General features: G+C 63.5%; 25 protein-coding genes. 15 read left to right on the top strand and 10 right to left on the bottom strand.

Annotated features, from left to right (window positions below; translation table 11 throughout):
* Nucleotides 1-51: 51 nt before the first annotated feature.
* Together dcuC and CGLAU_RS11930 are read right to left on the bottom strand one after the other, a co-directional pair.
* Nucleotides 52-1,476 carry a C4-dicarboxylate transporter DcuC gene (dcuC, locus tag CGLAU_RS11935; RefSeq protein ID WP_095660901.1) on the bottom strand — a complete coding sequence of 475 codons (1,425 nt, stop codon included), beginning with the start codon at nucleotides 1,474-1,476 and terminating at the stop codon, nucleotides 52-54.
* Nucleotides 1,477-1,566: 90 nt separating this feature from the next.
* Nucleotides 1,567-1,890, bottom strand: coding sequence for a hypothetical protein (locus CGLAU_RS11930; protein ID WP_157731398.1), 324 nt, complete (start codon nucleotides 1,888-1,890; stop codon nucleotides 1,567-1,569).
* 191 nt (nucleotides 1,891-2,081) lie between these two features.
* Here CGLAU_RS11930 and leuS point away from each other — a divergent pair, with 191 nt between their 5' ends.
* From leuS to CGLAU_RS11910, 4 genes are all read left to right on the top strand, one after another.
* Entirely contained in the window at nucleotides 2,082-4,943 is a 2,862-nt protein-coding gene (gene leuS, locus CGLAU_RS11925) for a leucine--tRNA ligase (RefSeq protein WP_095660899.1), read from the top strand.
* 13 nt (nucleotides 4,944-4,956) lie between these two features.
* Entirely contained in the window at nucleotides 4,957-5,835 is an 879-nt protein-coding gene (locus CGLAU_RS11920) for a DUF2189 domain-containing protein (protein ID WP_095660898.1), read from the top strand.
* An 86-nt stretch (nucleotides 5,836-5,921) separates the two neighbouring features.
* On the top strand, nucleotides 5,922-7,085 hold the full coding sequence (locus CGLAU_RS11915) for a hypothetical protein (protein ID WP_157731396.1): 1,164 nt from the start codon (nucleotides 5,922-5,924) through the stop codon (nucleotides 7,083-7,085).
* Nucleotides 7,086-7,151: 66 nt separating this feature from the next.
* A complete protein-coding gene (locus CGLAU_RS11910) occupies nucleotides 7,152-7,607 on the top strand; it encodes a VanZ family protein (RefSeq protein WP_157731394.1) in 456 nt (151 codons plus the stop codon).
* An 18-nt stretch (nucleotides 7,608-7,625) separates the two neighbouring features.
* On the opposite strand, the gene CGLAU_RS11905 is transcribed toward CGLAU_RS11910, so the two are convergent.
* A complete protein-coding gene (locus CGLAU_RS11905; protein WP_095660895.1) occupies nucleotides 7,626-8,951 on the bottom strand; it encodes an IS1096 element passenger TnpR family protein in 1,326 nt (441 codons plus the stop codon).
* A 100-nt stretch (nucleotides 8,952-9,051) separates the two neighbouring features.
* Nucleotides 9,052-9,756 (bottom strand): pirin-like C-terminal cupin domain-containing protein, encoded by a 705-nt coding sequence (locus CGLAU_RS11900; protein ID WP_157731392.1) that lies wholly within the window; start codon nucleotides 9,754-9,756, stop codon nucleotides 9,052-9,054.
* On the opposite strand from CGLAU_RS11900, the gene CGLAU_RS11895 reads away from it, so the two are divergent.
* Nucleotides 9,751-10,929, top strand: a complete 1,179-nt coding sequence (locus tag CGLAU_RS11895; RefSeq protein WP_095660893.1) for a Bcr/CflA family efflux MFS transporter — start codon at nucleotides 9,751-9,753, stop codon at nucleotides 10,927-10,929. The genes CGLAU_RS11900 and CGLAU_RS11895 overlap by 6 nt on opposite strands.
* A gap of 11 nt (nucleotides 10,930-10,940) precedes the next feature.
* Here CGLAU_RS11895 and CGLAU_RS11890 read toward each other — a convergent pair whose 3' ends face one another.
* Nucleotides 10,941-11,903: an acrylyl-CoA reductase family protein gene (locus CGLAU_RS11890; protein ID WP_095660892.1), complete on the bottom strand. Its 963-nt coding sequence runs from the start codon at nucleotides 11,901-11,903 to the stop codon at nucleotides 10,941-10,943.
* A 118-nt stretch (nucleotides 11,904-12,021) separates the two neighbouring features.
* Between CGLAU_RS11890 and CGLAU_RS12425 the strand changes: the two genes are divergently transcribed.
* On the top strand, nucleotides 12,022-13,146 hold the full coding sequence (locus tag CGLAU_RS12425) for a hypothetical protein (RefSeq protein WP_198304946.1): 1,125 nt from the start codon (nucleotides 12,022-12,024) through the stop codon (nucleotides 13,144-13,146).
* Nucleotides 13,147-13,148: 2 nt separating this feature from the next.
* Here CGLAU_RS12425 and CGLAU_RS11880 read toward each other — a convergent pair whose 3' ends face one another.
* Together CGLAU_RS11880 and CGLAU_RS11875 are read right to left on the bottom strand one after the other, a co-directional pair.
* Entirely contained in the window at nucleotides 13,149-14,261 is a 1,113-nt protein-coding gene (locus CGLAU_RS11880) for an MFS transporter (RefSeq protein ID WP_095661204.1), read from the bottom strand.
* Nucleotides 14,262-14,641: 380 nt separating this feature from the next.
* Nucleotides 14,642-16,222 (bottom strand): bifunctional ADP-dependent NAD(P)H-hydrate dehydratase/NAD(P)H-hydrate epimerase, encoded by a 1,581-nt coding sequence (locus tag CGLAU_RS11875; protein ID WP_095660891.1) that lies wholly within the window; start codon nucleotides 16,220-16,222, stop codon nucleotides 14,642-14,644.
* Between the two features lie 34 nt (nucleotides 16,223-16,256).
* On the opposite strand from CGLAU_RS11875, the gene CGLAU_RS11870 reads away from it, so the two are divergent.
* The 3 genes from CGLAU_RS11870 (at nucleotide 16,257) to trhO (ending at nucleotide 19,197) form a co-directional block, all read left to right on the top strand.
* Nucleotides 16,257-17,750, top strand: a complete 1,494-nt coding sequence (locus tag CGLAU_RS11870; RefSeq protein WP_095660890.1) for a DUF1846 domain-containing protein — start codon at nucleotides 16,257-16,259, stop codon at nucleotides 17,748-17,750.
* A 162-nt stretch (nucleotides 17,751-17,912) separates the two neighbouring features.
* Nucleotides 17,913-18,260, top strand: coding sequence for a helix-turn-helix domain-containing protein (locus CGLAU_RS11865; protein ID WP_095660889.1), 348 nt, complete (start codon nucleotides 17,913-17,915; stop codon nucleotides 18,258-18,260).
* A gap of 43 nt (nucleotides 18,261-18,303) precedes the next feature.
* Nucleotides 18,304-19,197: an oxygen-dependent tRNA uridine(34) hydroxylase TrhO gene (gene trhO / locus CGLAU_RS11860; protein WP_095660888.1), complete on the top strand. Its 894-nt coding sequence runs from the start codon at nucleotides 18,304-18,306 to the stop codon at nucleotides 19,195-19,197.
* Here trhO and CGLAU_RS11855 read toward each other — a convergent pair.
* Genes CGLAU_RS11855 through CGLAU_RS11845 form a run of 3 tightly spaced genes read right to left on the bottom strand, consistent with a single transcriptional unit; the run spans nucleotide 19,194 to nucleotide 21,234 of the window.
* Nucleotides 19,194-19,676: a hypothetical protein gene (locus CGLAU_RS11855; RefSeq protein ID WP_095660887.1), complete on the bottom strand. Its 483-nt coding sequence runs from the start codon at nucleotides 19,674-19,676 to the stop codon at nucleotides 19,194-19,196. The two genes, trhO and CGLAU_RS11855, sit on opposite strands and share 4 nt — an antisense overlap.
* A 43-nt stretch (nucleotides 19,677-19,719) precedes the next feature.
* Nucleotides 19,720-20,691: a universal stress protein gene (locus tag CGLAU_RS11850; RefSeq protein ID WP_095660886.1), complete on the bottom strand. Its 972-nt coding sequence runs from the start codon at nucleotides 20,689-20,691 to the stop codon at nucleotides 19,720-19,722.
* A 51-nt stretch (nucleotides 20,692-20,742) separates the two neighbouring features.
* Nucleotides 20,743-21,234, bottom strand: coding sequence for a MarR family winged helix-turn-helix transcriptional regulator (locus tag CGLAU_RS11845; RefSeq protein ID WP_095660885.1), 492 nt, complete (start codon nucleotides 21,232-21,234; stop codon nucleotides 20,743-20,745).
* Nucleotides 21,235-21,310: 76 nt separating this feature from the next.
* Here CGLAU_RS11845 and CGLAU_RS12420 point away from each other — a divergent pair, with 76 nt between their 5' ends.
* The 6 genes from CGLAU_RS12420 to rpsF all read left to right on the top strand — a co-directional run bounded on the left by CGLAU_RS12420 (nucleotide 21,311) and on the right by rpsF (nucleotide 26,603).
* On the top strand, nucleotides 21,311-21,673 hold the full coding sequence (locus CGLAU_RS12420; protein ID WP_198304943.1) for a DUF5318 family protein: 363 nt from the start codon (nucleotides 21,311-21,313) through the stop codon (nucleotides 21,671-21,673).
* A gap of 61 nt (nucleotides 21,674-21,734) precedes the next feature.
* On the top strand, nucleotides 21,735-24,131 hold the full coding sequence (locus tag CGLAU_RS11835; protein ID WP_415877137.1) for a transglycosylase domain-containing protein: 2,397 nt from the start codon (nucleotides 21,735-21,737) through the stop codon (nucleotides 24,129-24,131).
* Entirely contained in the window at nucleotides 24,115-25,653 is a 1,539-nt protein-coding gene (locus CGLAU_RS11830) for a glycosyltransferase family 87 protein (protein WP_095660883.1), read from the top strand. Before CGLAU_RS11835 ends, CGLAU_RS11830 begins: the two co-directional genes overlap by 17 nt.
* The gene (locus CGLAU_RS11825; protein ID WP_095660882.1) at nucleotides 25,650-25,832 is read left to right on the top strand and encodes a hypothetical protein; all 183 of its coding nucleotides are present in this window, start codon (nucleotides 25,650-25,652) and stop codon (nucleotides 25,830-25,832) included. Before CGLAU_RS11830 ends, CGLAU_RS11825 begins: the two co-directional genes overlap by 4 nt.
* A 19-nt stretch (nucleotides 25,833-25,851) precedes the next feature.
* Entirely contained in the window at nucleotides 25,852-26,166 is a 315-nt protein-coding gene (locus CGLAU_RS11820; protein ID WP_157731388.1) for a hypothetical protein, read from the top strand.
* Between the two features lie 140 nt (nucleotides 26,167-26,306).
* Nucleotides 26,307-26,603 (top strand): 30S ribosomal protein S6, encoded by a 297-nt coding sequence (rpsF, locus tag CGLAU_RS11815; RefSeq protein WP_095660880.1) that lies wholly within the window; start codon nucleotides 26,307-26,309, stop codon nucleotides 26,601-26,603.
* Nucleotides 26,604-26,638: the final 35 nt, after the last annotated feature.

Here is a 26,638-nt window from a genome sequence, read left to right as displayed (position 1 = left end):
ATCTCTCATAAGGTAACCCGCCGTTACCAACCCCCGCCCGAGTCAACGCGCTTAACCGATCAACAAGAACGCGAAGATGACTGCGCTGATCGTGCCGACGAGCATGGGCACGAACGTGCGTCGGACCAGTTCAACCGGGTTGATCTTCAGCGCGCCGGAGACGATGAGCACCGCGGCGTTCACCGGCGAAGCCTGGCGCATCAGATTCGAGGCGGACCAAATAGACGCGAGCATCTGCGGCGCGTGCACAGCGGATTCTGCAGCCAAGCCTGGCACCATCTCGGAGAACGCGAAGTACGGTGCCACACCGGAGCCGGTGAGCACCGCCATCAAGCCGGTAGCCAGCACGAAAACGATCACCATCAGCGCCGCCGCGCCCGACGACGCCTGCGCAAGACTGGTCAGCGCGTCGATCACGCCCATCTGCGTGATGCCCTCCACCAGAATCGCCGCGGCGACGATCAGCGAGACCACGCCGGCGGCGCCTTCGCCCAGACCTTTGAAGAAGTCCTGGAGCGCATCGACCGCTTCGGTGACGTTTCGCAGCCGGATCGCCTCGATGATCATGGTCACCATCAGCGACACCACGGTCACCGGCAGAATGTCGGCCTCGAAACCCACCACGCCCATCCGGTTCAGGATCGCGGAGATCACGATGAGCAAAAGCGGCAACAGCGGCAGCAGCGCGTAGAAGCCGGGCAGGCCCTCGGCGCGCTCCACGGCTTCCTGGATGCGCCTATCGGATTCGCTCTCCTTCGCTTCCTCCACCTCTCCGGCAGTGGTCGCGGCGGTCACCTTCGCCACATCGCGAAGATCGCAACGCCGCTGCCACCACATGTGCGTGAACGCGACAACAATCAGCGCCGGCACCGTCGCATACGCCACGTTGCCGAAGGTGAACTCCGTCACCGTCATCCCCACCAGGTCGGCACCTTGAATCAGGCCAGCCTCGAGCGGCGAGGGCGCAATCGTCGAGGAAGTCACCACAATCGCGCCCACCGTCAGCGGAGTCAGGCCAGCAGCAATCAGCGCAGGCATCAGCGTCGCCACTAGCAGCAGGGACAGAGCGCTTGCCGACGGCACGACCAAGGACAACAACGTGCCTACCGCAAACCCGACGGGCACCAGCCAGTACGAGCCTTCGAAGCGCCGTAGCGGCTGGGACAGCGCAACCACGGTCTTCGCGTCAGCACCGATGTGGCGCATGTAGCCGACGAAGCCGAAGAGCACCATGATCGCCATGCCGGTGCCGGAGAAGCGGGACTTGAACAGGGACTCGATGATCAGCAGCTCGTCGTAAAACGCGTTGCCGCTGGACTCGATGTCCTGAGTAGAAAGGGTCACGCGGCCGGTCGCCGCGGCGATCATGAGCAGCAGCACGCCCACGGCGAAGATTGCCGAGGCCGCGTGCACCTTTTTGTAGATGAAGTAACCGACCGCAGCAATCGCCACGACCGCGAGCAATACATAAAGCATGCTTTAAATATCGCCCGAAGGTTTCATCTATCGCAGCGATTTCGCGGATATGTGAACAATGTCGCCTTCGTGGATCTAGTGCTAGAGCGACTACTTAATCGACGATCCGGTGAGTTCAAAGAGCGCGTAGAACGGCAGGACGAGGTTGACGATGCTCCCCAAAGTCGACGAGAGCAGGCCCGGGTTCCCAGGGGTGCGGTTCTCCGGGCTGGGGAAGAAGTATTCCGACGACCCGAGGGACGAAAGGTCCTTGTACGGCTGGATGAGCGCGGAGCTGAGCTCAACGGCGTTGAGGGAATGCCCGCTGCGGGTTTCAACCTGAAGTTCGACAGCGTTGGCGGCAGGTGCGACGATGGCGGCGCTAGCGACGGCAACTGCAATGCAGGCGGGGGCAAGACGTTTGCGGGTGAACATGAGCATTAAGGCACTTTCAGTTGGGGACGAATGCTGAGGACGAGTGCTGTGGGCGGTAACGACCCACACCTTCCATATCTCCCCCAGTCGCTCGGGCGTTAGGGGTGCACCTTGGCGGGGTGAACGAGGCGTCGGATAAGCAAAAGCTCCCTGCGACCGTGACAAACGATGCCCTATTAGACTGTCTAACCATGACTGAAGCGAACTCCGCGACCCCGGCGAACCCGCACCGCTACACGGCTGAGCTGGCCAACGATATCGAAGGCAAATGGCAGGGCTATTGGCGCGAGAACGGCACGTTCAACGCTCCGAACCCGGTGGGTGACCTTGCTCCCCAAGCGTCAGACAGCCAGACGGAGCTGCCCGCCGACAAGCTCAACGTGCAGGACATGTTCCCGTACCCCTCGGGCGTGGGCCTGCACGTGGGTCACCCGTTGAGCTACATCGCGACGGATGTGTACGCGCGCTACAACCGCATGCTGGGCAAGAACGTGCTACACACGCTGGGTTATGACGCCTTCGGTCTGCCGGCGGAGCAGTACGCGATTCAAACGGGCACGCACCCGCGCACCACGACTGAGCAGAACATTGCCAACATGCGCCGCCAGCTGTCCATGCTGGGCCTGGGCCATGACCCGCGACGCTCCGTGGCCACGACGGACCCGGAGTTTTACAAGTGGACGCAGTGGATCTTCCTGCAGATTTATAACGCGTGGTTTGACCAGGAGCAGCAGAAAGCCCGCCCGATCGAGGAGCTGGTGCGCGACCTGCTCACCGGAGCGCGCAAGACCAAGGACGGCCGCGACTTCCGCGAGCTGAGCACCGAGGAGAAGCACAAGGCGATCGATGAGTTTCGCCTGGTCTACCTCTCCGAATCCATGGTGAACTGGTGCCCCGGCCTAGGCACGGTGCTGGCGAACGAGGAGGTCACCGCGGACGGGCGTTCGGAGCGCGGCAACTTCCCGGTCTTTCGCAAACGCCTGCGCCAGTGGATGATGCGCATCACCGCCTACTCCGACCGCCTGCTCGACGACCTTGAGCTTTTGGATTGGCCGGAAAAGGTCATCTCGATGCAGCGCAACTGGATCGGCCGTTCGCGCGGCGCGCAGGTTGCCTTCCAGTCCGCCGCCGGCCCGATCGAGGTCTTCACCACCCGCCCGGACACCCTCTTCGGCGCCACCTACATGGTGCTTGCTCCGGAGCATGAGCTTGTCGACGCTCTCTTGACCGACGCCTACCCGGAAGGCACCGACGCGCGCTGGACCAACGGCGCCGCGACCCCGCGCGAGGCGGTCGACGCGTACAAGCGCTCGATTGCGGCGAAGTCCGATGTGGAGCGCCAGGAAAACAAGGAAAAGACCGGCGTGTTCTTGGGCGCGTACGCGACCAACCCGGTCAACGGCGAGCAGGTGCCGGTGTTCATCGCGGACTACGTGCTCACCGGCTACGGCACGGGTGCGATCATGGCGGTGCCGGCGCACGACGAGCGCGACTACGAGTTCGCCACCGTCTTCGGCCTGCCGATTACGGCGGTGCTTGACGGTGACGTCACCGAAGCTGCGTTTACTGGAGATGCCGCGCACATTAATTCGTCGAATAGCGAAGGCCTGGACCTGAATGGTTTGGGCAAGGCTGAGGCGATCGAGCGAGCCATTGACTGGCTGGTGGCGGGCGGTCACGGCGACGAGAAGATCCAGTACAAGCTGCGCGATTGGCTGTTTGCCCGCCAGCGCTACTGGGGCGAACCGTTCCCGATTGTGTACGACGAGAACGGCCAGGCGCACGGCCTGCCGGAGGACATGCTGCCAGTGGAGCTGCCGCAGGTTGAGGACTACAACCCGGTCGCCTTCGACCCGGACGACGCCGATTCCGAGCCCGCTCCCCCGCTGGCGAAGGCCACCGACTGGGTCGAGGTCGAGCTGGATCTGGGCCACGGCACGCAGAAGTACTACCGCGACACCAACGTGATGCCGCAGTGGGCCGGTTCCTCCTGGTACCAGCTGCGCTACATCGACCCGACGAATAACGACGAATTCTGCAACATCGAAAACGAGCGCTACTGGACCGGCCCGCGCCCCGAGGAGCACGGCGCAAACGACCCGGGCGGCGTGGACCTCTACGTGGGCGGTGTGGAGCATGCGGTGCTGCACCTGCTCTACGCCCGCTTCTGGCACAAAGTGCTCTATGACCTTGGTTTTGTCACCTCGCAGGAGCCGTACCGCCGCCTGTACAACCAGGGCTACATCCAGGCGTACGCCTACACCGACTCCCGCGGTGTGTACGTGCCGGCGGCCGAGGTGGAAGAGCGCGACGGCAAGTACTTCTATGGCGGCGAGGAGGTCAACCGCGAGTACGGCAAGATGGGCAAGTCTTTGAAGAACTCCGTCGCGCCGGATGATGTGGTGAGCGCGTACGGCGCGGACACCCTGCGCGTGTACGAGATGTCGATGGGCCCGTTGGACACCTCGCGCCCCTGGGCGACGAAGGACGTTGTCGGCGCGCACCGCTTCCTGCAGCGCCTGTGGCGCCTCGCAGTGAACGAGGAGACCGGCGAACTCGCAGTCACCGACGCGGATCTGACCACCGACGACGCCAAGCAGCTCCACCGCACCATCGCCGGCGTGCGCGAGGACTACGAGGCCCTGCGCCTGAACACCGTCGCCGCGAAGCTGATCGAGTACGTTAACTACCTGACCAAGACCTACCCGTCCGGCGCCCCGCGCGACGCCGTCACCCCTCTCGTGCAAATGGTCTCCCCGCTTGCCCCCCACCTCGCTGAGGAGCTCTGGGCCAAGCTCGGCCACGAAGGCACCATCACGTTCGAGCCGTTCCCCACCTTTGATGAGCAATTGCTTGTCGATGACACCGTTGAACTGCCCGTCCAAATCAACGGTAAAGTCAAAGCGCGCGTCGACGTGCCGGCCGAGGCCAGCCAGGACGAGATCGAGGCGGTGGCGTTGGCCGACCCGCGCGTGGCAGAACTTACCGAGGGCAAGACCGTGGTGAAGACCATCGTCGTACCGGGGCGCATGGTGAACCTCGTGGTGAAGTAGAAGAATAGGCACAATGAGCACCACGTATCCTGGCGGTTACCCGCCCTCCGGTAGCGATCCCCAGGGCGACCGGGGTGACTGGGGCGACCGGGGCGACCGGGAGGCCAACGGCTGGAGGCATACAAAGGGAACCGGAAAACTGCACCCCGGTCAGGCGATTGCGTGGGGGTTCAAGGCGATTGCCGCTAATCCTGGCCCGATGCTGGTGATCGGTCTCGTAATAGCTGTGCTTAAAGAAATGACGGTGCTGCCGTGGGTTGGACCGCTCGCCGCGATCGGCTCACTGCTGATCATTCCGGTGATCCTCTCTGTCGCGCTGCAGCAGACGCTGAAGACCAGGTTTCAGCATGTTCAGGCTCCCGCCTACGGCAAAGCATTGGGGATGCTTGGTGTATTCATCGCAGTGTCCTTTGGCATCGTGCTCTTGCTGACGTTCATCGCACTGGTGTTTGCGGTCGCAGGGATGGACATCAGCCTCTTCCCCACCGACCCTGAGGCGGCGGTGGATCATCCGGCGGCGCGGCGCGGGCAGATGATCCTTGTAGTTTCGTTCGTGGTGACGTGCCTGCTAATCGCGCCGTTTTTCGTCCTTCCTGCCTATTTCGCAGCCGACGACAACGGCAGTTTTGGCAACGCGCTCGGAGCGGGGCTCAGCGCGGCTGCGCGCAACTATCTGTCGACGCTAGCTATTGCTGTGTTCATCATCGTGCTCGGTATCATTGCCCAGCTCCCCGCATACTTGGCGAGCGAAGGGATGCTCAACGGTTTACTCGGCACGTTCCTGACCATCGTGCTCTCCCTGTTCATCACGCCGTACAGCTACCTGGTTGGTGCCCATGCGTATCGGCAAGTATCCGGCGGCCCAGTGCCTCACGAGTCCGCGGTGTACTAACCCCCGGTGTCTAATCGTGCGCCGGCGGCGGGTTTCTAGGTAAAGTCTCAGGTGTTTTTGTCTCCGACTCTATGAAAGAAGACACCATGAGCACCCCGAACTCCGGCGGCTACCCGCCCTACGGCAACGATCCTGAGGGCTACGGCAACCAAGGCGGTGACCCGAACCAGTCGTACGGCCAGCAGTCGTATGGCAACTACCCGTCGTATGGCCAGAACCAGTATGGCCAGGATCAGTACGGTCAGGATCAGTACGGTCAGCAGGCTTATGATCAGCAACCGTATGGCCAGCAGGCTTACGGCCAGCCGGGCGACTACTCCCAGTTCGACGTCAACTCCGCTGCCGGCGCTGCCGGGGGCGACGCGATGCGTTTCCACGGCTCCCAGCTGACCGACGGCACCTTCGGCGACGGCACCCAGCCTCACCCGATCAACAACCCGGCCGCCAACGGCTGGCGCCACACAAAGGGCACCGGCAAGCTCCGCCTTGGCGAGGCGATTTCGTGGGGTTTCAAGGGTCTCATGGCAAACCCGGGCAAGATGCTGCTCATCGGCGTTTCCTCAGCAGTGCTTACCGCGGTGTCGAACTCTGAGTTCGTGGTTCTCGGACTCCTCGCCCTCGTTGCGCTGTTCCTGCTCGCGCCGCTCTTCGCCTCCGGTGTGTTGCAGCAGACGCTGGTGAAGAAGTTCCAAAAGTGGCAGGCCCCGGCTTACGGCAAGACGCTGGGAGTTGCGGCCATCCTCGTGGTCATCGTCGTCGTTGGAATTATCATTCTGAGCATCATTGCGGGAATCATCACGGCCGCAACTGGCCTCATCGACGAGAACATCGCGATGTACGCAGATTCGCCGGAGGCGCTGCTTTCGGATCCCAATGTGATGAAGGCAGGGGGGATATTCTTGGCAAGCCTCTTCATTCCGGTACTCCTCCTGGCACCGTTCTTCCTGTTCATCATCTACTACGCGGCTGACAACAACGGCTCGTTCGGCAACGCTTTCGGTGGTGCGATGCGCAGCGGCGCACGAAACTACTTCCCGGTACTTCTGCTGATCCTGTTCCTTGCCATCGTGAATATGGCTGTGTCGGCCCCCGCACTCTTCCTCAGCTCCGGCGAAGGCATGGCGGCGGTCGGTGCTATCATCACCATCATTCTGACCGTCTTTGTCACGCCGTACACCTACCTCGTGCAGGCGCACGCGTACCGCCAGATTTCCGGCGGTCCGGTTCCTCACGAGGCCGCTGCGGCCTAATCCGTAAGCACTTTCTCCACTTTGACACTCCCCCAACACCGAGCAGCACCGACACTTCTGAAACTTGTGGCGGCGCTGCTCGTTGCCACTTTGGTGGTGCTCGTGACATTCGGCAAGGCCTACATTGAGCTGCCCGGAGTGTGGGAGTCGGCGGTGCACCAACGCCGCCAGATCCGCATCAACCCGTTGCAAACGTTTCACACTGGAGCGGCCTGGTGGGCCCCGTGGGTCAACCTGATTGGCAACATGGCGCTTTTCGCGCCCATCGGGTTCATCGCTTACCGCGACTCCATCCTGCGCGCCACGGCCATCGGTTTCGCGCTCAGCCTGGGCATCGAGACAGGCCAGTTCATCTTCGCGGCCGGATTCTCCGACCTGGACGACATCATCTCGAACACCCTCGGCGCGCTCGTCGGGGCAGCTCTCGCCAGCCGCTGGCGGCCCTACGAGTCATACTGGGTCATCGCAGCAGGCAGTGCCATTGTGCTCACAATCTTCGCAGCATTAACGACGATTGCGTGATCCCAGCCCGCGCCAAACCTAGCTCTCGTAGCCGTAGTGCCGCAGGATGTATCGCAAAAGTGCCTCGCCGCTCTGCGTTGACACAGGACCCTCAGGGCCGGTGTAGAACCCGCCGATTTGCCTGATGAACATCACTACGTCGCGGAAACTCTCCGGTAATGCGTGCCAACCTGGCTCAAGGTCGCGGATGCCGGCGAAGTCCGCCAGGTGCTCGATGTTCTCCGCGAACTCTGCTTTGCCGAAGACGGCTTCGAAGCCAACGAGAAGCTCCGTGTGGAAATCCGCGATCGGATCCTCCGACTGGAGGAAGAACCTGCCGCGTTCAGAGACCTGGAGTGCCTCGTCGCCTAACGCGATGAGGCCCGCGCCTTCCAAGAACTGCCGCAGTTGGCGCACCTCAGGGAAGGTATTTTCCCGCGGCTGCCCGCCCGTGTGCTTCCTTCCTAACAGCTCCGCCAGCATGCGCACTGCCGCAACCGGGAGGTTGCCAGTTTTGGTCAGCACCACCGGCTCGCTGAACAGGTTGACGGCGTTATACAGCACGTCGGCAAGCTCGAGCGGCGCGGCAACTGTCCACCGGTACGTGGCGCTGCCGTCCGGGCCCAACTTGTCTTCGAAGAATTCCGCGACCGCAGAAAGCAGCGTCGGATTCAGATCCGGGTTCGGATCGTCCTGCATGATCTGGCGCAGCTCCGGGCGCGAATCCAAAAAGTCCTCGAATTCGTGGGCGAGGTCCGGGGTGTCCACGTCCGGCATGCCGGGGATTGGCTGGTCGAAGTAGATCTCCTCGGCCACAAACCCGATGCGGGTGGCCACCGAAACCGGGTCTACAACGGTGAGGCGCTGCAACATCCGCTCCGGCGACATCACGGGTAGGAAGCTCAGCAGCAGCGGGGTGACTTCCATGTCCGGCGGCAGACCTGCGGCGATGCGACGGGCCTCGTTGCGGAACTTCGTCATCAACTCTGGGCCGTTGGCGGATTCGACGATGTCGGGCCCGCAAGCGTCGATAAGCAATGGTGTAGGACCGTCAAGCTGGGACTCGCCGAGGACCGCGACCTGCACCGTCCAGTTCGCGGTGGGGTCGTAGATATAGGTGATTTCGGAGATTCTGGCGACGGTGAGTTCGGTCTCGTCGGATTCGCCGGCGCTGGGGATTTCGGCGAAGATGTGGCGGAACTCGCCCGAGCCGGTGGCGTACAGGTGCGTCGCGGCGCCGGAGAAGCCGAAGGCGGCATCGATGACCTGGGATAGTTCGCCGAGGTCCATGGAGTCGTCCACGTTGACGCAGCGCGAAATTTCGGGCAGGGAGCCTTCCAGCGTCATCAGCAGCGTCACGATCATGCCAGACACAATACGGCTGATCGCCGCGCCTGGTTGGGTAAGGCGTGCGCATTAAAATCCGCACGCCGAGCGTAACGCGGGCGTGCGGATGGTAGGGGCGCTAGTTCGCGAGCGGCTCGCCGCCGAAGAGCACGGCGCGCGCCGGGGTGCTGGACGTGTTCTTTACGCCCCAGGTTTTGTTGCCGGTGCCGGTGTAGCCGACCTCGCCGCGCGGGACCGCGACGCGCTGCACCTCGATGCCGTCGGTGACGGCGAGCAGGCCGTACTCGAACGCCTCGTTGAGCACCAGCGCCACTTCCGTGCCGGGTTCGAGCCGCAGCTCCGCGGCCACGAGTGGCGTGTGGGTTTCCACCGGAGACGACTGGCCGAACAGCTCGCCGACGAAGACCCGCGCCTCGCCGGAGACGGCGGTGGTGACGCTGCGCAGCGTGAACACCTCCGGCGCGTACACCTCGAGCCGGCCGCTTGCGCCCTGCGGCACCGCCGCGTCCAGGCACACGCCCACGGCGCCACTGCCAGCAGTAGTGCGAAGCGCCGAACCGCCGGCGGGTGACGTCGCCACACTGGCTGCGCCCGCGCCGACGCGCTCCTCCAACCCGTGAGGGCCTGCGTGGCGCACCTCGCCGTCAATGACCCACACCACGGTCTGGTGCCCGGCGCGCGGCGCGACGCGGGCACCACCGCCGTCACCATCACTGCTGAAGACCGCGGCGAAATCCCAGGCGCCGATCCGCCCCTGCTCGCTGCGGCGGTTCTCGGTCGAGTTCAAGCGGTTATCCATGTGCGTTATGGTACCTGCGTGCAACAACTTTCAGCCGGGCTGCTGTTCGCGCTGGCCTTCTTTTCCGCGGCCGCGCCACTGTCCATCGACCTCTATCTGCCCGGCATTCCCGAACTCCAAGCCGAGCTGGCCACCTCGCCCGCCGCGGCGCAGGCGACTATCTCAGGGTTCATGGTGGGGATGGCCATCGGCAACCTAATCTTCGGGTCGATCTCGGACGCCACGGGCCGCAAACGCCCCATCATTGTCGCTGCGACTGTGCTGCTCGTCGCCTCGGTGCTGTGCGCTATCGCCCCGTCGATCCACCTGCTCATCGCCGCCCGCGCGATCCAGGGCCTCGCCGGCGGGTGCGTGGTCGTGGTCTCGCGCTCGGTCGTCCCGGACCTCGCACGTGGCGCACAAGCCGCCCGCGGATTCTCTGCACTCATGGCGCTCACCGGTTTCATGCCGGCGGTTGCGCCGGCCCTCGGTGGCATTCTGCTCCCGCTCGTCGGATGGAGAGGCCTCTTCTGGTTCATCGCCACCATCAACCTCATCCAGGTGCTCCTCTCCCTGCGCCTGCCGGAATCCCTCCCGCCGGAGAAGCGCACTTCAGGCGCGCTGAGCAACCTCTTCCCGCGCATCGGGCGATGCCTGCGCCGCCCGGCATACGTCGGCTATATGCTCGCCGGAGCGCTCGGTTTCGGCGCGCTGTTCGCCTACATCGCGGCATCCCCACTCGTCCTCCAGCGCCAGCTCGGCTTCTCCCCCACCGCATTCGCCTTCACATTCGGCGCAATCTCGCTGCTCATCCCGCTCTCCAACGTGCTCAACATGCGGCTGGTCAAGCACGTTCCGCCCCGCAAGTTGCTTCGCAGGGCTTTGCTTATCGACGCCCTCATAGCCGCCATCGTCCTCACCCTCTCCGTCACCGGCCCCACCCGCATCATCCTTCCGTTCCTGGCGGGCCTGGTCGTCATGGCCGGCTTCGTCGGCGCGAACGCGAACGCGCTGGCGGTGGAAGAAGTCCGCGACATCGGTGCAGGTGCGGGCTCAGGCGCCATGGGCTTCTTGCAGTTCGTCGTCGCTGCTGCCGTCGCCCCGGTGGCGGGCCTGGGCAGCAATCACGCCCTCGCCATGGCGGCAGCGTCACTCACGTGCGCGGCGTTTGCGCTGGCTGCGGTGGTGGCGCTGACGACGAAGCCGTCGACAAGCTAGAGCCTCACAAGCTAAAGCTCGACGACGGTGCGGCCGCTGCGCTTGCCGTCCAGCAGCTCCGCGCCAGCTTCGATGACCCCGTCAAGGCCGACGGTCTCGGTGCGGATCGCGTCGGTGTCCACGGATTCGGCGAGTAGCGCCCACGCCTGCTCGCGCAGCTCGCGCGGGGTATCCACCGAGTTGATGCCAAGCAGGCGCACGCCGCGCAGGATGAACGGCATCACGGTTGCGGGCAGGTCGGCGCCGGCCGCCATGCCGCACGCGGTGACGCTGCCGCCCCACTCGATCTGCGAGAGCACGTTGGCCAGCACCTGCGAACCAACCGTGTCCACCGCGCCCGCGAAGCGAGCCTTGGCCAGCGGTTTTCCTTCGCCCTCGAACTCGGCGCGATCGATCACGTCCGCCGCCCCAAGCTCGCGCAGCCACGCACCGTGTTCTTCGACTCGGCCCGTCACCGCGGCGACTTCGTACCCGCGAGCGGCGAGCAGCTGCACCGCGATCGAGCCCACCCCGCCGGTCGCTCCAGTCACCAGCACAGGGCCAGCTTGCTTATCGACGCCCTCTTCCAACGCCGCTACTGAAAGCGCCGCCGTGTATCCAGCAGTTCCAATGGCGGCCGCCTCGGCGGCACTGAAGCGCTCCGGGACCTTTGTGATCAGGGAACCGTCAATGCGCATGTGCGGCGTGTACCCGCCGTGCCTGCGCTCGCCGATGCCGTGGCCGTTGACGGTGACCAGCGTGCCGTCGTCAAGCGTGCCCACTGCGTCGATGCCTGGCACGAGCGGGAAGGTCCGCACCACCCCGCGATTTCCTGCGAGCGCCATTGCGTCTTTGTAGTTAATCGATGAGTGGCTGATGTGGATGTCGGTGTCGCCTTCGCCGGCGAATTCCTCGCGGGTTTCGACGAGCTGGGCGCCGTCCTCGGTGACGAGGATGGAGTTGTCGTTCTGTTTGCCGAGGTCAGTGTTGTCCATACCGCTCCAGCATAGGGCGAGCTGGCGTCAATAACCACGATGGTTTAACCTAAGAGCCTGCTAAGAGAAGTTGTAGACGTGGCATAAAACCCGCCTCTGGACCGTGGAGCACATCCAAATGAAACTGAGCAGGCCAATTGCACTTGGCACCGCAGCGGCGCTCACCATGACCGCTATTCACGCACCCGTGTACTCGTTCGCCGCTGAGCAGGGCGCGTTTACCGCCTCGAACGGCGTGACCATTCAGTACGTCAAAGGCTCCGAGGGCGACAACGGCGCCTACGTGTTTTTGGGCGGTGATGGCACGGTCGCGCAGATGAAGCCGGGCAGCCCGTTCACCACCACGATGTCTTCCGTCACCGAACGTCACGATGTCAGTGGCTACTTCCTGGTCCCGCCGAACAAGGACCACAGCTGGTGGCAGGGCAAATCCTTTGACACGCTCGAGACGTGGTGTGTGGCCGTGCGCGAGTTCATCAACTCGCTAGAGACCGACAATGTGGAAGTGATGGGCTACTCCGGCGGTGCCGAGTTCATTGGGCGCCACCTGCTGCGCACCAACACCGGCTGGACGCCGGAGAACTTCTCCGCTTCGATGGTGGGCGGCGGCGGCACCTCCGGCAACCCAGTGACCCCGCCTGCGGCGGGCAAAGAGACAACGCCGCTGCTGTGGATTGTGGGCGAGCGGGACACGTACAGTCTCCTGTACCCCACCTGGTCCGCGCTCGAGTCCTCGAAAGAATCGCGCACCGAGTACGAAAACGCTGGCTTTACCGATTCCCGCATTCGCGTGCTGCCCAATACCGACCACTACCAGTACGACTTCCCCGCGTTGCTGGATGAGCGCCTTAATGCCATGAGTTCGTCGGCACCGGCACCGGCGCCTGCGCCGGCGTTGCCGTCGGCTCCTGCTCCTGCTCCTGCTCCTGCCCCTGCGCCGATCTCTGCGCCGACCCCTGCTCCGGTGCCGCCCCTGCCCGTAGAAAGTGGCGCGCCTGTGTCGCCTGCCCCGGCACCGTCTGCGCCAGGTGCGCCAGGTGCGCCGTCACCGGAGCCGAAGCTGCCAGCCGGAGAGTCGTCGGCACCCGCCGCGCAGCCCAAGCGCCCGAGCTCTGCCCCCGCTACGGATGAGCCCGCCTCGGATCGCCCCAGGCAGTCCTCGCGCGGCAACGCCTTGCTGGCTCAGCTGCGCCGCATGATCCTGAACTTCATCATTTCCCACTACCTCACGCGCGGCCAATAACGTCAGCGCAGCAGCGGGCGGGAAAAGCCCGCAAGCGCAACCAGTGCGGCCGCACCGAGTACGAGCGTGATCAGTAGGGTGCCGGGGAGGTATCCGGCATCGACTGTTGCAGCGCCCAGCGCTGATCCGGACGCGATACCGACCTGGAACGTGACCACGTAAATGGAGCTCGCGAGATCCTGGTTGCGTTGGCCGGCGTGCAGGAAGATCGTTGTTCCGGCGGTGGGAAGCGCACCGGCGGCCGTGCCAAGCACTGCCACCGCGATAAGCGTGATCCAGCTGGATCCCGTCTGCAGCGCCAGAAGCCCAATCATGGCCGCGACCATGAGCAGGACCGTGTCGAGGCCGTTAACGCGGATCATTCGCTGATCCACGCGACGACCAGCGATGACCACACCCAAAAGGCCGAAGAAGCCGTATAGCGACAGGCCGATTGGCACCCAGTTTCGCCCCGCTGTCGTTTCGATGATCAGCGCGAGGTACGTGAACGTCGCAAATACAGCGGTCACGGCGAACGTGAGGTAGAAAACCAGCGATGGGATCGCCGATTTCGCCTTGCGCTTCACCCCAATCTCAGCTGCGGGGCGGGCTGGCAGCGACGGCAGGGTGCGCAGCAGAAGCAGCAACGCGATGACAGTGGCGGCGCCGAGTACCCACGTTGCGCCCCGCCAACCGATTTGGTTACCAAGGGCGGTGGTCAGCGGAGCGCCAATCACGGTGGACATAGTGGCCCCGAGCGAGACGGTGGCAACGGCTCGGCCCATCTGGCCGGGTGGGGCAAGCCGCCCAGCCATCGGGTTGATCAGGGACCAGAACAGCCCGTGTGTAACCGCCGCTGTAACGCGGCCCGCGACCAGTACGGCGTAGTTCGGCGCACTGGCCTGGAGCACTATGCCGGTGAGCAAGAACCCGAGAGTGGCGATGAACACCGGCCGCCGGTCCATGTGTCGAGTCGCTGACATCAGCGGGATCGTCACAACGGCGACAAGCCCGGCGTAGACCGTCATCAGCAGGCCGATCAGGCCCTCGGACACGCCGAGGTCCTGGGCCATCGGCGAGATGAGGCCGACCGAAAACATCTCAAAATTGACGTAGACGAAGGCCGCGAAACTCATCGCCGCCAACGGCACCATCTGCATGCTCTTGGGCTGGACTTGTCGCGTTTCAGTCACGCGAGCACCATACGGCACCCGTGGATTAAGTGCGCGATCGCGATGCGGGATTGTGACGCACGGGTCTTTGTAGACGTCAGCCGTCATGGCGCCACACTAGTCACACGCGACCTGGGCAAATGCGGAGCCTTGGTCGCTGATGTCTACATCTGCACCGGATGCTCTGGCATCTAGATCAGGTTGAAGTACTTCGCCCAGTCAAGGAAGCGGAGCACGGAGCGAGAGAGGTTATCCAGGGCGATGAGCGCGGCAGGGATCGAGGACAGGAAAGAGGAAAACGACATGCGCCCAAAGATAGCAGGGCAATTGACCACCAGGAATTCCTAGATTGCCCCGGACCGCGCCGTGGCTTCGCGCACAAAGCTCGCAATGCGGCTAGCCGGCGCCGTCGCGTCGCCGAACGGGGTGGCAGCCGCGAGCTTCGCAGCGGAGGCGTGCACCGCCACCGCCTGTGCCAACAAGAACTGCAGTGCGTGCGACTCGGGATCGCTCGCCAGGTGCGCGCCCACAACCCCGGCCAGCACGTCCCCCGAACCCGGTGTGGCCGCCCAGGAGTGCCCAGCGTCCACGGCGGCCACCGGTTCCAGCAGCTCCTCCGTCGCGACGAGAGTGATGCGCCCCTTGCGCACAATGGCGCACTGCAGCTCACTCGCGAGTGCACGGGTTTCCTGCCATCGCGACCCTTCCGGCAGCCCGACCGCCTCCCGCAGCCGAGTGAATTCCCCATCGTGCGGGGTGAGCACGGTATGCGCCTCGCGCTTTACCACCAGCTCCCGCAGGTCCTCGTGGGTGGCCAACAACGTGAGGCCGGTGGCGTCGATAAGCACGGGCTCCTGCCGCTCCAGCACCCAGCGCAGTTGATCAGCCGTGTCCAGGCCTGGGTCTGCGCCGGGGCCGAAGACCCAGGCCTGGACGCGGCCGGCATCGGCAAGTGACTCGGTGGCCACCACCTCCGGGTGCGCGCGCACCACCTCGAGCGCCTGCGGTCCGGCGTAGCGCACCATCGCCGGGGTGGCGTTCACGGCGCCTGCGGTGCACAGGATCGCCGCGCCGGGGTACGTGCCGCTGCCCGCGAAAATGCCGACGACACCACCTGAGTACTTGTCGTCTGCCGCGCCGGGTTCGACATCCACGCGCCAGCCAGGGGGCATGGTAGTGATTCCCTCCGGAAGCGCGAGATCCGGGACGACGGCGCGGGCGCTGACGACTAGCGGCGGGCCATCGGCTGCCCACTCGGGCAGGGTATCGATCAGCAGGGTCTGCAGCGGACGGCCGGGTAGGCCGACATCCGCGAGCAATTGCAGCCCGCAGTCCGGGGAAAGGGCGTGTGCGCGGCGCCACCCGCCGAAGGTCACCGTCACATCGGCGGGAATGTGTAGGTCTCCGGCTTCCCCGGTGTCTGCGTCGACACCAGATGGCACGTCCACCGCCAGGATCTGCGTGTCTAGCCGGGCCCGACTGCGGCAGAACTCCACCACTTCCGCCAGTTCCGCGCGCAGGCCAGCACCGCCGCCTAAGCCGACAATGCCGTCGATGATCAGGCGGTGCGACCAAAGGTACTCAGGCAGCTCGTCCAGCACCGTCCCGCCCGCGTTGCGAAATGCAGTGAGCGCCCGCTCGTGCGCCTCGTCGGCCACCAGCACCGCATCCACGCCGTGGCCCGCCAACGCCAATTCCGCGCCCGCGTACAGCGCATCGCCCCCATTGCCCCCGCCCCCGGCAAGCACCAGCACCCGGTCCTCAGCCTCGCCTGCATCCCCTGTATCCCCGCGCAGCAATACGTCTGCCACCTGATACACCGCATGGGCTGCGGATTGCATGAGTTGGTCGGGGACGGATTCGTCGTCAAGCAATACTGCTTCTGCCTGGCGGATTTGGCTGGCGGTAAAGGTTGTGGCGAACATGGCGCACCAGCGTACGCCGGTATGGTTAAGGGACATGCCGTACAAAATCGGATTCGACCGCGAGAAATACATCGACATGCAGTCGGAGCACATCACGGCCCGGCGTGCGGAGATCGGCGGCAAGCTCTACCTCGAGATGGGTGGCAAGCTTTTCGACGACCACCACGCCTCCCGCGTCCTGCCGGGGTTTACTCCGGACAACAAGATCGCCATGCTGGACCGGATCAAAGACGACATTGAGATTGTCATCTGTTTCTCGGCGCTGGACTTGGTGCGGCAAAAGGTGCGCGCCGATCTCGGCATCACCTACGAGGACGACGTGCTGCGGCTTGTCGACGTCTTCCGTGACCGCGGATTCTTAGTGGAAAACGTGGTGTGCACGCAGATCGAGGGTCACAATCCACTGGTGGAGACGTTTTTGGAGCGGCTCGCTCGCCTCGGGCTGAAGGTGTCGAGGCATTACATGATCCCGGGGTATCCGCACGATACTTCCGCTGTGGTGAGTGAGAACGGCTTCGGGCGCAACGACTATGTAGAAACGTCGCGGGATCTGATTGTGTTGACCGCGCCGGGTCCGGGCTCCGGCAAGCTGGCGACGTGCATGTCGCAGGTGTACCACGACAACCAGCGGGGCATTCCCGCAGGATATGCGAAGTTTGAGACGTTTCCGATCTGGAACTTGCCGCTGTCGCACCCGGTGAACCTGGCATATGAAGCGGCAACGGCGGACCTTGACGACATCAACGTGATCGACCAGTACCACCTCGACGCGTACGGCGAGCAAGTGACCAGCTACAACCGGGATATTGATGTCTTTCCGCTGCTGCGCTCACTGTTGAAAGAGGTCACGGGCACGGAGCCGTACAAGTCGCCGACGGATATGGGTGTGAACATGGTCGGCCACTGCATCTCCGATGACGCTGCGTGCCGATACGCCGCGGAACAGGAGATCATCCGCCGGTACTTCCACGCGTTGGTGGCGGAGCGGCGTACCGATGCGGATTCGACGGTGTCTGATCGTGTGGCCAATGTGATGCGCAAGGCCAACGTGACCGTGACCGATCGTGCGGTGGTCGCGCCGGCGCTTGCGATTGCGGAGCAGACGGGCAACCCGGGTGCGGCGCTGGAACTGCCGAGCGGGCAGATAGTCACCGGCAAGACCTCAGACCTGCTCGGGCCGTCAGCGGCGGTGCTGCTGAACGCGCTGAAGGCACTCGCGGAGATTCCGGACGATGTGCACCTGCTCTCCCCCGCTTCGATCGAGCCGATCCAGTCGCTGAAAACCCGGCACCTGGGTTCGGTGAACCCGCGCCTGCACACTGATGAGGTGCTCATCGCGCTGTCGGTGTCCGCGTCGTCGGACCCGCAGGCTGCGGCCGCGCTTGATCACCTGAAGTACCTGCGTGGATGCGATGCGCACGTGACCACCATCTTGGGTTCGGTGGATGAGGGCATCTTCCGCTCCCTGGGCGTGCTGGCCACCACCGAACCTCAGTACTGGCGCAAGGCGCTGTACCACAAGCGCTAGAAGAACGCCGCCACGAGATCCATCGGCTCGACTCGCCGCGTGTGCCACGGATCGAGCCTGGAGGTCTGTGTCGTTTGTGCAGCTAGCTCAGTCAAAAGTCATCCTCTCTTCGTTTAATTCATCTATTGCGCTCGTTGCGGATGCTTCCTACACTGCACCATTATGGACAGTAAGTCGCAGCTCTCGCCGGTGGAACAAGCCCTCTCAGCCTTGAACGACAACCTCGCAAGCGCGCGCACCGAAGCGAAAGACTCGGTCACGGTGCCGAAAGAAACAGCCATCTGGATCCGCAATGTGCTCGAGGATATCGCCGAAGGCCGCCTCGTGCGCTCGCCTGAACCCGAAGACGAGATGACCACCCAGCAGGTAGCCAACCTCCTTGGCGTCTCGCGACCGTTCGTGGTCAAGCTCATTGACGACGGCCGCTTGCCGGGCCACAAGGTGGGCACTCACCGCCGCGTGTACACGCGCGACGCGATCGACTTCAAAACTCGCATGGACCGTTCCTAGCCGAGCTTTTGTCACGGCACGCAGCGGCAATACAATCCGAGCTATGACCGGAAAAATCCTGCTCTACTACAAGTTTCAGCCCATCGCGGACCCAGACGCCGTGCGCCTGTGGCAGCGCGACCTGTGTGAGTCGCTGGGACTGACCGGCAGGATTCTCATCTCCCCGCACGGCATCAACGGCACCGTCGGCGGAGACATCCAGGCCTGCAAGACCTATGCCCGCAAGACAAAGGAGTACTTCCGGGGCATCGAGTTCAAGTGGTCCGAGGGCTCCGCAGACGACTTCCCCAAGCTCAGCGTGAAGGCGCGCGACGAGATCGTCGCTTTCGGTGCGCCGGATGAGCTTGAAGTCGACGAGCGAGGCGTCGTCGGCGGAGGCACCCACTTGACCCCCGAGCAGGTGAATGAGCTCGTCGAAAAGCGAAGCGACGTGGTGTTTTTCGACGGCCGCAATGCCCGCGAAGCCGAGATCGGGCGCTTCAAAGGCGCCGTCGTGCCGGATGTGGAAACCACCCACGACTTCATCGCAGAGATTGAAAGCGGCAAGTACGACTGGATGAAAGATAAGCCGGTTGTAGCGTACTGCACCGGCGGGATCCGCTGCGAGATTCTGACTCCGTTGATGAAAAACCGCGGGTTCGAAGAGGTGTACCAGATTGACGGCGGCATCGTCCGCTACGGAGAGAAGTACGGCAACTCGGGGCTATGGGAAGGCTCCTTGTACGTCTTTGACAAGCGAATGCACACCGAGTTCGGCGCGCCGGGAGATCCCGACTTTGTGCAGCTCGGCCACTGTGTGCACTGCGATGCGCCGACGAACCAGTTCTACAACTGCGCGAACGAGCCGGAATGCCGCCACCAGTACTTGAGCTGCGAGGACTGCCGGCAGGCGAAGCCGTACTGCGCCGATTGCGCCACTGCGCAGATCTCCGGCTAGCCGCTCACACCCTCTGTCGCGTCGAACGCGAGGATGCCCACCGTGATAATTAGCCAAATCATGGTGAACGGTACGATGGGTAGCCAGAACACGCCCATCCAGGGCATCCACCGCTCGTAGCGGTTGAGTTTGCGCACCATGATTACTGCGCAGCCGATCAACATGGCGACCGGCGGGATGGAAGTGAGGATCGCCCACCAGGTCCGCCATTGCGGGGTGCACAGCCAAGTCGCGCCGTCGTCGCAAAGCGGGCCGCCCTGCAACCTTGAGATGAGTGCGAGCACGAACCCGAACCCGACGGTAATACCCACCGTAGCCACGGCATACCAGATTGCTTGGCGCGTCGATTGACGGTTGCGCTCGGCGGTGACCAGCGGATCCGGTTCGTCGGCGAGCTCGTCGAAGGTTTGCGGCTCGGGCCGGACGCGGCTGAACCTGTCCGCGCCGGAGTGGAGGTCGTTTTCCGGATGGTCGCGCATGGTTCTCACCCTATCCCGGCTCCGTGCAATGCCACTAGGCCGCTTAGTTGGTGCCGCGCGGGTAGATGATTACGGGCACTGGCGCGAAGCGGATGAACTCGCCCTCGCGCGTTCCCACAAACACCCGCTTCAGGTTGTCAGACGGCTGCGACCCGATGCACATCACGTCGCCTTTCTTCCACTTCACCGAATCGATGGAGCGCTTCCACCCCTTGCCCGAGGCGACGAAGCTTTCTACGTCGAAGGTGTCGGCAAACCGCGGGTCGATAGCGGTGGCCACGCCAAACGCCTGGTCACGGGCGCGATCGAGCAACCCCAGCGTGGTTTCGTTCCACTCCGCAGCTGCGTCCGAAATATCGGTAACCTGCTCAGATGGTGAGAACGCGATGATGCGCAGCGGCACGCCCAGCACGCACGCCAACGTCGTCGCGTACGGCAACCCGGAGAATCCACCCGCACCCTTCGGTGCCGCAGATTTCGACGACTCCACCAGCGCATACGTCACCCGCGTAATGCCCTTGCGTGACAAGCTCACGCCCTTCGGCGCCAGTCCAAGCGGCACCGGCGAGGAGTGCATCAGCGCATCAGCCACCGACGATGGCCGGAATCGGTTCTTGGCCGTCTTCGCGCGCGAACCCAGCACAATCAGATCCGCGGTGAACTCCTCTGCGGATTGGTACAACGATCCCGCGACATCGGCGCGGTCGGTCAGGCACGAAGCGTCTTTCGCCCACTGCGCCCTCGGCACGTACTCTTTGAGCACCTTGCGCGCTTGGTGGTCAAATTCCGTGGCGCGCTCCTTGAACCATTTCCGGTACTTCTTCTCCGAAAGCGGCTTCTTCCACTTGCTTTCCACAGCGGAAACCACTTGGACCTTGACCGGCAGCGAGCGTCCAAGCCACGCCGCAAACTCCACCGCTTCGGTGTTCAGCGAATCCCAGCCGACAATAACGCGCAGAGCACGCCCGCTATCGGGTAGCTCTGCGAGGTCGCTAGTAAACGAACGGTGAACCATCGGCAAACAGTTTACGCACCCTGTTCACCGAACACCGAATTATTGCTAGACCTATTCCCCCACCTGACCAGCATTCCGCCTCGCGGAACCGCTGGTTGCCTTTTCCGGTTCCGCATACGCCTCCGCCAGCGCCATGATGGCGTTCGCTGCTTCGGCGAGTTGGCCCAGGTTGCCGTCGTCAAGCGAGTCCAGCATCTCCGCAAGGAATTGCGTGCGCTCCTCGCCTACCCGCTCAAGGGTCAGCTCCCCGAGTTCGGTGAGCTCCACCGTTACGCCGCGTCGATCTTCGTTCGCGCGCAGCCTCCTGACCAGCCCTTGCTTCTCCAGCTGGTTGATGGTGTTAGATGCGGTGGGCATGCGCACGCCCTCGGCGTCGGCAAGCTGGCGCACCCGGCTCGGTCCGTGATCCTGAATTCGATGCATGATGGAAAGCTGCGGCCCCGTCAGTTCGGACTGATCCGCAGTCCGAAAATACGTGACGTAGAGTTTGGTCATCGCCGGCCGGATCTGCCGGGCTAACTCAAGTGGATCGGGGCGTGCCATGAGACGGTCTTTCCTTGTCGCCTGTCGATTGATAGTTTGAACTGCCTAAAAAACCACTTTACTCATATTTGCTGACATGATCGCATACACACACGAGGTTTCACACGAGTGGCAGCGCCGCGTCACCGTCCGCGAGTTTCACCAGGGCAGTTTGCTTATCGACGACCTGTGCGACGCCGATTTCCTCCTCCGGGCGGCCGCGACGCACCACGGTGAAGACGCGCAATACCCCTGCCCCATCTGTGGCGGCTCCCTGCGCGTCGTCAAGTGGGTGCACAGCGAAAAACTCGGGCGGCGCAGCAATACCGCGCGTTCGGAGGATGAGATCGAACAGCTCGTGGGCGAGGTCGGTCCAATCACCGTGCACTTCGTAGAGGTCTGCCCAGTGTGCAAGTGGAATTTTTTGCTTAAAGAAGTCACAGCTGCACCAGTAGTGTGAACAAGCCCCGCCAAGGTAGGGTGTCCACTTGTACAAGTGTCGGTACGAGCAGGACAAGCGTGTGACAGAGAGTAATAACAGCCGCCGTGAACCGAAGTCGGCGAGGTCTACAAAGCCGTCGACAAGGCCCACTGAGTCGACTCGCGCGACCCGTTCAACTCCTTCGACCCGTGCGGCGCGCGCAGCCGGGTCCGAAAGTTCCGAACGATCCGACCGGACCAAACGGACGGAGCGGACCGAGCGGACCGAGCGGACCGAGCGACCTGCCCAGAGCGGCCGGGCCGCAGCTGGAAGCAGTGCGGTAGCGAAAAAGCGGAAGCGTCGCTGGGCCCAGTGGCTTCTGGCGTTCGCGTTGTTTCTCCTGCTGCTCGCGGCTATCCCCTTGACCTGGTTCTTCTACAGCTACTCTCAGGCCAAAGTGCCGCAGCCGGACGAGATTGAAACGGCGCAGATCTCCAACATCTACTCCAACGACGGCGCAACCGAGCTCGCCCGCATCGTGCCCCCGGAGGGTAACCGCGTCCAAGTCGAACTCGAACGCGTGCCTCCTGCAGTCCAAAACGCAGTGCTTGCGGCGGAGGATCGCGACTTCTGGAACAACTCCGGTTTCTCCTTCACCGGCTTTATCCGCGCGGCGCTTGGACAGGTCACTGGCAATACGTCCGCCGGCGGTGGCTCGACCATCACCCAGCAGTACGTGAAGAACGCCATCGTGGGCAACGAGCACTCCTACGAGCGCAAGGCCCGTGAGCTGGTCTACTCGGTCAAAATGACCAACGAGTGGAGCAAGGAAGAAATCCTCACCGCCTACTTGAATACGGTGTACTTCGGACGCAACGCCTACGGTGTCGAAGCTGCAGCGCACGCATTCTTCGGCAAGTCCGCCGACCAGCTCACAGTTGAAGAAGGCGGTGTGCTCGCTGCTTCCATTCAGCTGCCAAGCCAGCTCGATCCATGGACTAACCCGGAAGGCGCGCACCAGCGCTGGGATTACGTCATGGACGGCATGGTGGAAATGGGCGAGATCACCGAAGCCGAGCGCGCCGCGCTGGTCTACCCGGAAACGCGCGACCCGGCGTCTTACTCCGCCTACACCGAAGCCACCGGACCGAACGGCCTGATCAAGAACCAGGTCATGACGGAGCTCGAGGCCCTCGGCATTACCGAGGGTGATCTGACCAACCGCGGCCTGCAAATCACCACCACGATCGATCCGAACATGCAGGCTGAGGTGGAGCGAATCTCGAAAGAACAGCTCACTCCCCTGCAGGACGATGCCCGCACCAGCGTTGTGGCCATCGACCCGGCCACCGGCGCGGTGCGCGCCTACTACGGCGGCGACGATGCCAGCGGCTGGGACTACGCCAACGCCGGCCTACAGACCGGGTCGACGTTCAAGATCTTTGCTCTCGCTGCGGCGCTGCAGCAGGGCATCCCGTTGACCGCGATGTTCGACTCATCGCCGGTGACTTTGCCGGGTAACCACGTTGTGACCAACTGGGACGGCGGCGGTGGCGGCATGTTGTCCATGGCGGAAGCCACCCGCACCTCGTCCAACACCGCGTTCATGCGCATCCAGGACGATCTGGACAACACCACCCAGGACACGGCCGATATGGCGCACGCACTCGGCGTGGCGCGCCACATCCCGGGCGTGCCAGGCGTGACTCTGCGCGAAAACGGCGGCCAGCCCTACGAAGGCATCGTGCTCGGCCAGTATCAATCGCGCGTGCTCGACATGGCCACCGCGGCGGCGACTCTAATCGACCGCGGTGTGTACCACCCGACCCACTTCGTCGAGCGCGTCGTCGATGCCAACGGTGAGGTTCTTTACGCCGTCGACAGCGAGTATTCCGAGCGTCGCGTGTCCGAGCAGGTTGCCGACAACGTCATTCAGGCGATGCAGCCCGTGGTCGCCTACTCCAACGCGACGCTGGCCGGCGGACGCCCCGCAGCTGCAAAGACTGGTACCGCGCAGATGGGCGACACCGGCCAGAACAAAGACGCTTGGATGGTCGGCGGCACCCCGCAGCTCGCGGTTGCCGTGTGGGTGGGAACTGCTGACAACACCTCCCCGATCTTCAACGAGTGGGGCGGCAACATGTACGGCTCCAACACTCCGTCGAAGATCTGGAAGAACGTGCTTGACACCGTCCTGGAGAATCAGGAGGCGGAGGCATTCCCCGCCGCCTCTCCCGTGTTCTGGGGCGTGAACGCGTACTCCGGTGGAACGAGCCTCGGCGGCTCTGCATCGGCACCGACGTACGGTTACCAGCAGACGTATGCCCCGGCACCGAGTCCGGCCGACCCGGCCAACAAGCCAGCACCGGAGCCTGAGCAGCAACCGGCCCCGGCTCCCACCCCCGAGCCGGTCCCGGCGCCTGCACCTGCACCTGATCCGGAGATCCAGGACACCATTGATGAATTCCTGGAAGGCATCAATGAAGCGTTCCAATAGCGAGGGTGAAACCGTGACGCAAGCTACCAAGCCGACTACCTGGTCCGATCCTGCTAAGCGGGTGCAGCCGGGCCGCACCGAACCCGTCGCGCAAGGGTGGGTGAACTTCCTCGGTGGCCCGATGGGGCGCTTCGCCCAGGTCGGTCGCGCGGCGTTTTGGACACCGCTGCGCGCGATCATCGCCGTGGCCTACGTGTTCCTCTCCCTCGGTTACCTGTCCAAGGCCAACTGCACCATGGGCAAACCAGACGACAACGGCGTCTTGCAGCTGAACTGGGGCGGGTCCCGGCAGTACACGTCGTTCTGTTACAACGACATCGTCCCGCTCTACGGCGCACGCGGTCTCGACTCCCCCGGGTTCGTCTACGACTACTCCTGGGTGGAAGACGGGCTGACCCGCTACATGGAATACCCGGTACTCGCTGGCCTGTTCCAACAGTTTGCAGCCACGATTTCGCGCAACACCTACTTCCTGGCGGACCGGTTCCTGCCCGAAGTTGGTTGGTATTTCGCCGTCACCGCGCTGCTGATGTCTATCCTCTGGGTCTGCACTGCGCGCATGGTTGCTGAACTCGCCGGCAACCGCATCTGGGACACCCTCTTGGTGGTCGGCTCTCCCCTGCTCATCATGCATGCCTTCACCAACTGGGACATCCCGTCGATCTTCTTCCTCGTCGCTGCGATGCTCGCGGCGCGCAACAAGAAATTCTGGCTCGCGGGCATTCTCATCGGCGCAGGCACCGCGTTCAAGCTTTGGCCGCTGTTCGTGCTCGGCGCGTACCTCACCATCGCGATCCGCAAGCGCAACCTCGTGCCTTTCTTCAAGATGACGGTTGCTGCGGCAGTCACGTGGGTCGCCGTCAACGCGCCGGTGTACCTCCGCAACCCCGAGGCCTGGTCCGAGTTCAACCGCCTGAACACCGACCGCGGCTGGGAGTGGACCACCATTTACGCCGTGATCTCGCGCGCCACCGGCTGGGCCGGCTTCGATGATGGCTCCGGCGCCCCGGTCATCTTGAACACCGTCACGTTCGTGCTTTTCGCCCTCGGGTGCCTCGCGGTGCTCATCCTGGGCCTTCGCGCACCCAAGGAGCCGCGCGTCGCGGAGCTGCTCACCCTCATCGTCGGCTTTTTCCTGCTGTTCAACAAGGTGTGGAGCCCGCAGTACTCCATCTGGCTCATCGTGCCCGCCGTGCTCGCCGCGCCATATTGGCGCCTCCTGCTGAGCTGGATGACGGTGGACATGATGGTGTGGCCGATCCTGATGTGGCACATGCACGGCGTGCAGAACCTCGGCCTGCCCGGCGGCGCACTCAACCTCATCGTCATCGCGCGCGACGTGCTCATCATCGCGATCATGGTCGTGGTCGTCCGCCAAATGTTCGGCAAAACCCCGGACAAAGTCGCCGCTGCTCACAACGGCCACGACCCGCTCCTCACCACTCCAGACCAGTGGCTCACAAAGCTTGACGACGGCACGCCCAGCCCAACCGACCCAGTCCCGGCACCAACAACGCCATGACCACGCTGCTCGGCATCGTCTCGATAGCGATCGGCTTCAGCCTCGTCGGGGCCGCGGCTATCGCCCTGTGGAAGGACCGTTACCGGCTGGCGATCGGGTTCGGCATCGCTGCGTCTACATTCTGTACCCTATTGCCGGTCATCCTGGCGGTTTTCTTCGCGGTGCCAAATCCCTCGTAAACCACGTAACATCGTGGACATGCGTAACTCAAAGCCGTTTGTTCTGACTGCCGACAGGGAGGCCGCTTCTTCGGCCCCGGCGGCACCGGTCGCGGGTGCTTCCAGCGAACACGAGATTCCGGAAGCCGTCACTGGTTACTCCGACGAAGCCCGTGAAGATATGGCGGATGACGGCATCAGCGAAGCGGACGTTGAACGTGTGCTCACCGCCGCGCGGAACCAGGAAGCCGGAGTTGAAGTCGAGTGGGAGGACGATGGCTACTGGGAGATCGAGTTCCAAGACATTGATATTGACATCACGCCGGAGGGCATGGTGCTTGAGGCGGATCGGTAGGACGTAGCCGTCGATAAGCAAAAAGCTCAATTTCTTGCAGGCGAGCTGCTGCGGTACGCTGGTCGAGTTGCTTGACGCCAAGCGACCCTCCTGCCATCACCACGAGGGTGATGGCCGAACCAAACAGACCATAGGAGGTGATGAGGTCCGTGCGTCACTACGAAGTAATGATCATTCTTGATCCCCAGCAGGATGAGCGCACCGTTGCCCCGTCCCTGGATAATTTCCTGGAAATTGTCCGCAAGGATAACGGCAAGGTGGAGAAGGTTGATGTGTGGGGCAAGCAGCGCCTTGCGTACCCGATCAACAAGAAGGACGAAGGCATCTACGCCGTTGTCAACCTCGAGTGCGAGTCTGACACGGTCAATGAGCTGGATCGCGTGATGAACCTCAACGAGAACGTACTGCGCACCAAGGTGCTGCGTACCGACAAGTAGAACCAGCTAGGCTCGAACCTGAAAACGATTGTTGT

It is taken from the genome of Corynebacterium glaucum (assembly GCF_002287505.1).
GTDB classification, from domain to species: domain Bacteria; phylum Actinomycetota; class Actinomycetes; order Mycobacteriales; family Mycobacteriaceae; genus Corynebacterium; species Corynebacterium glaucum.
Note: the sequence above shows the minus strand (reverse complement) of the source record. Positions and strands in the feature narration are given on the sequence as shown.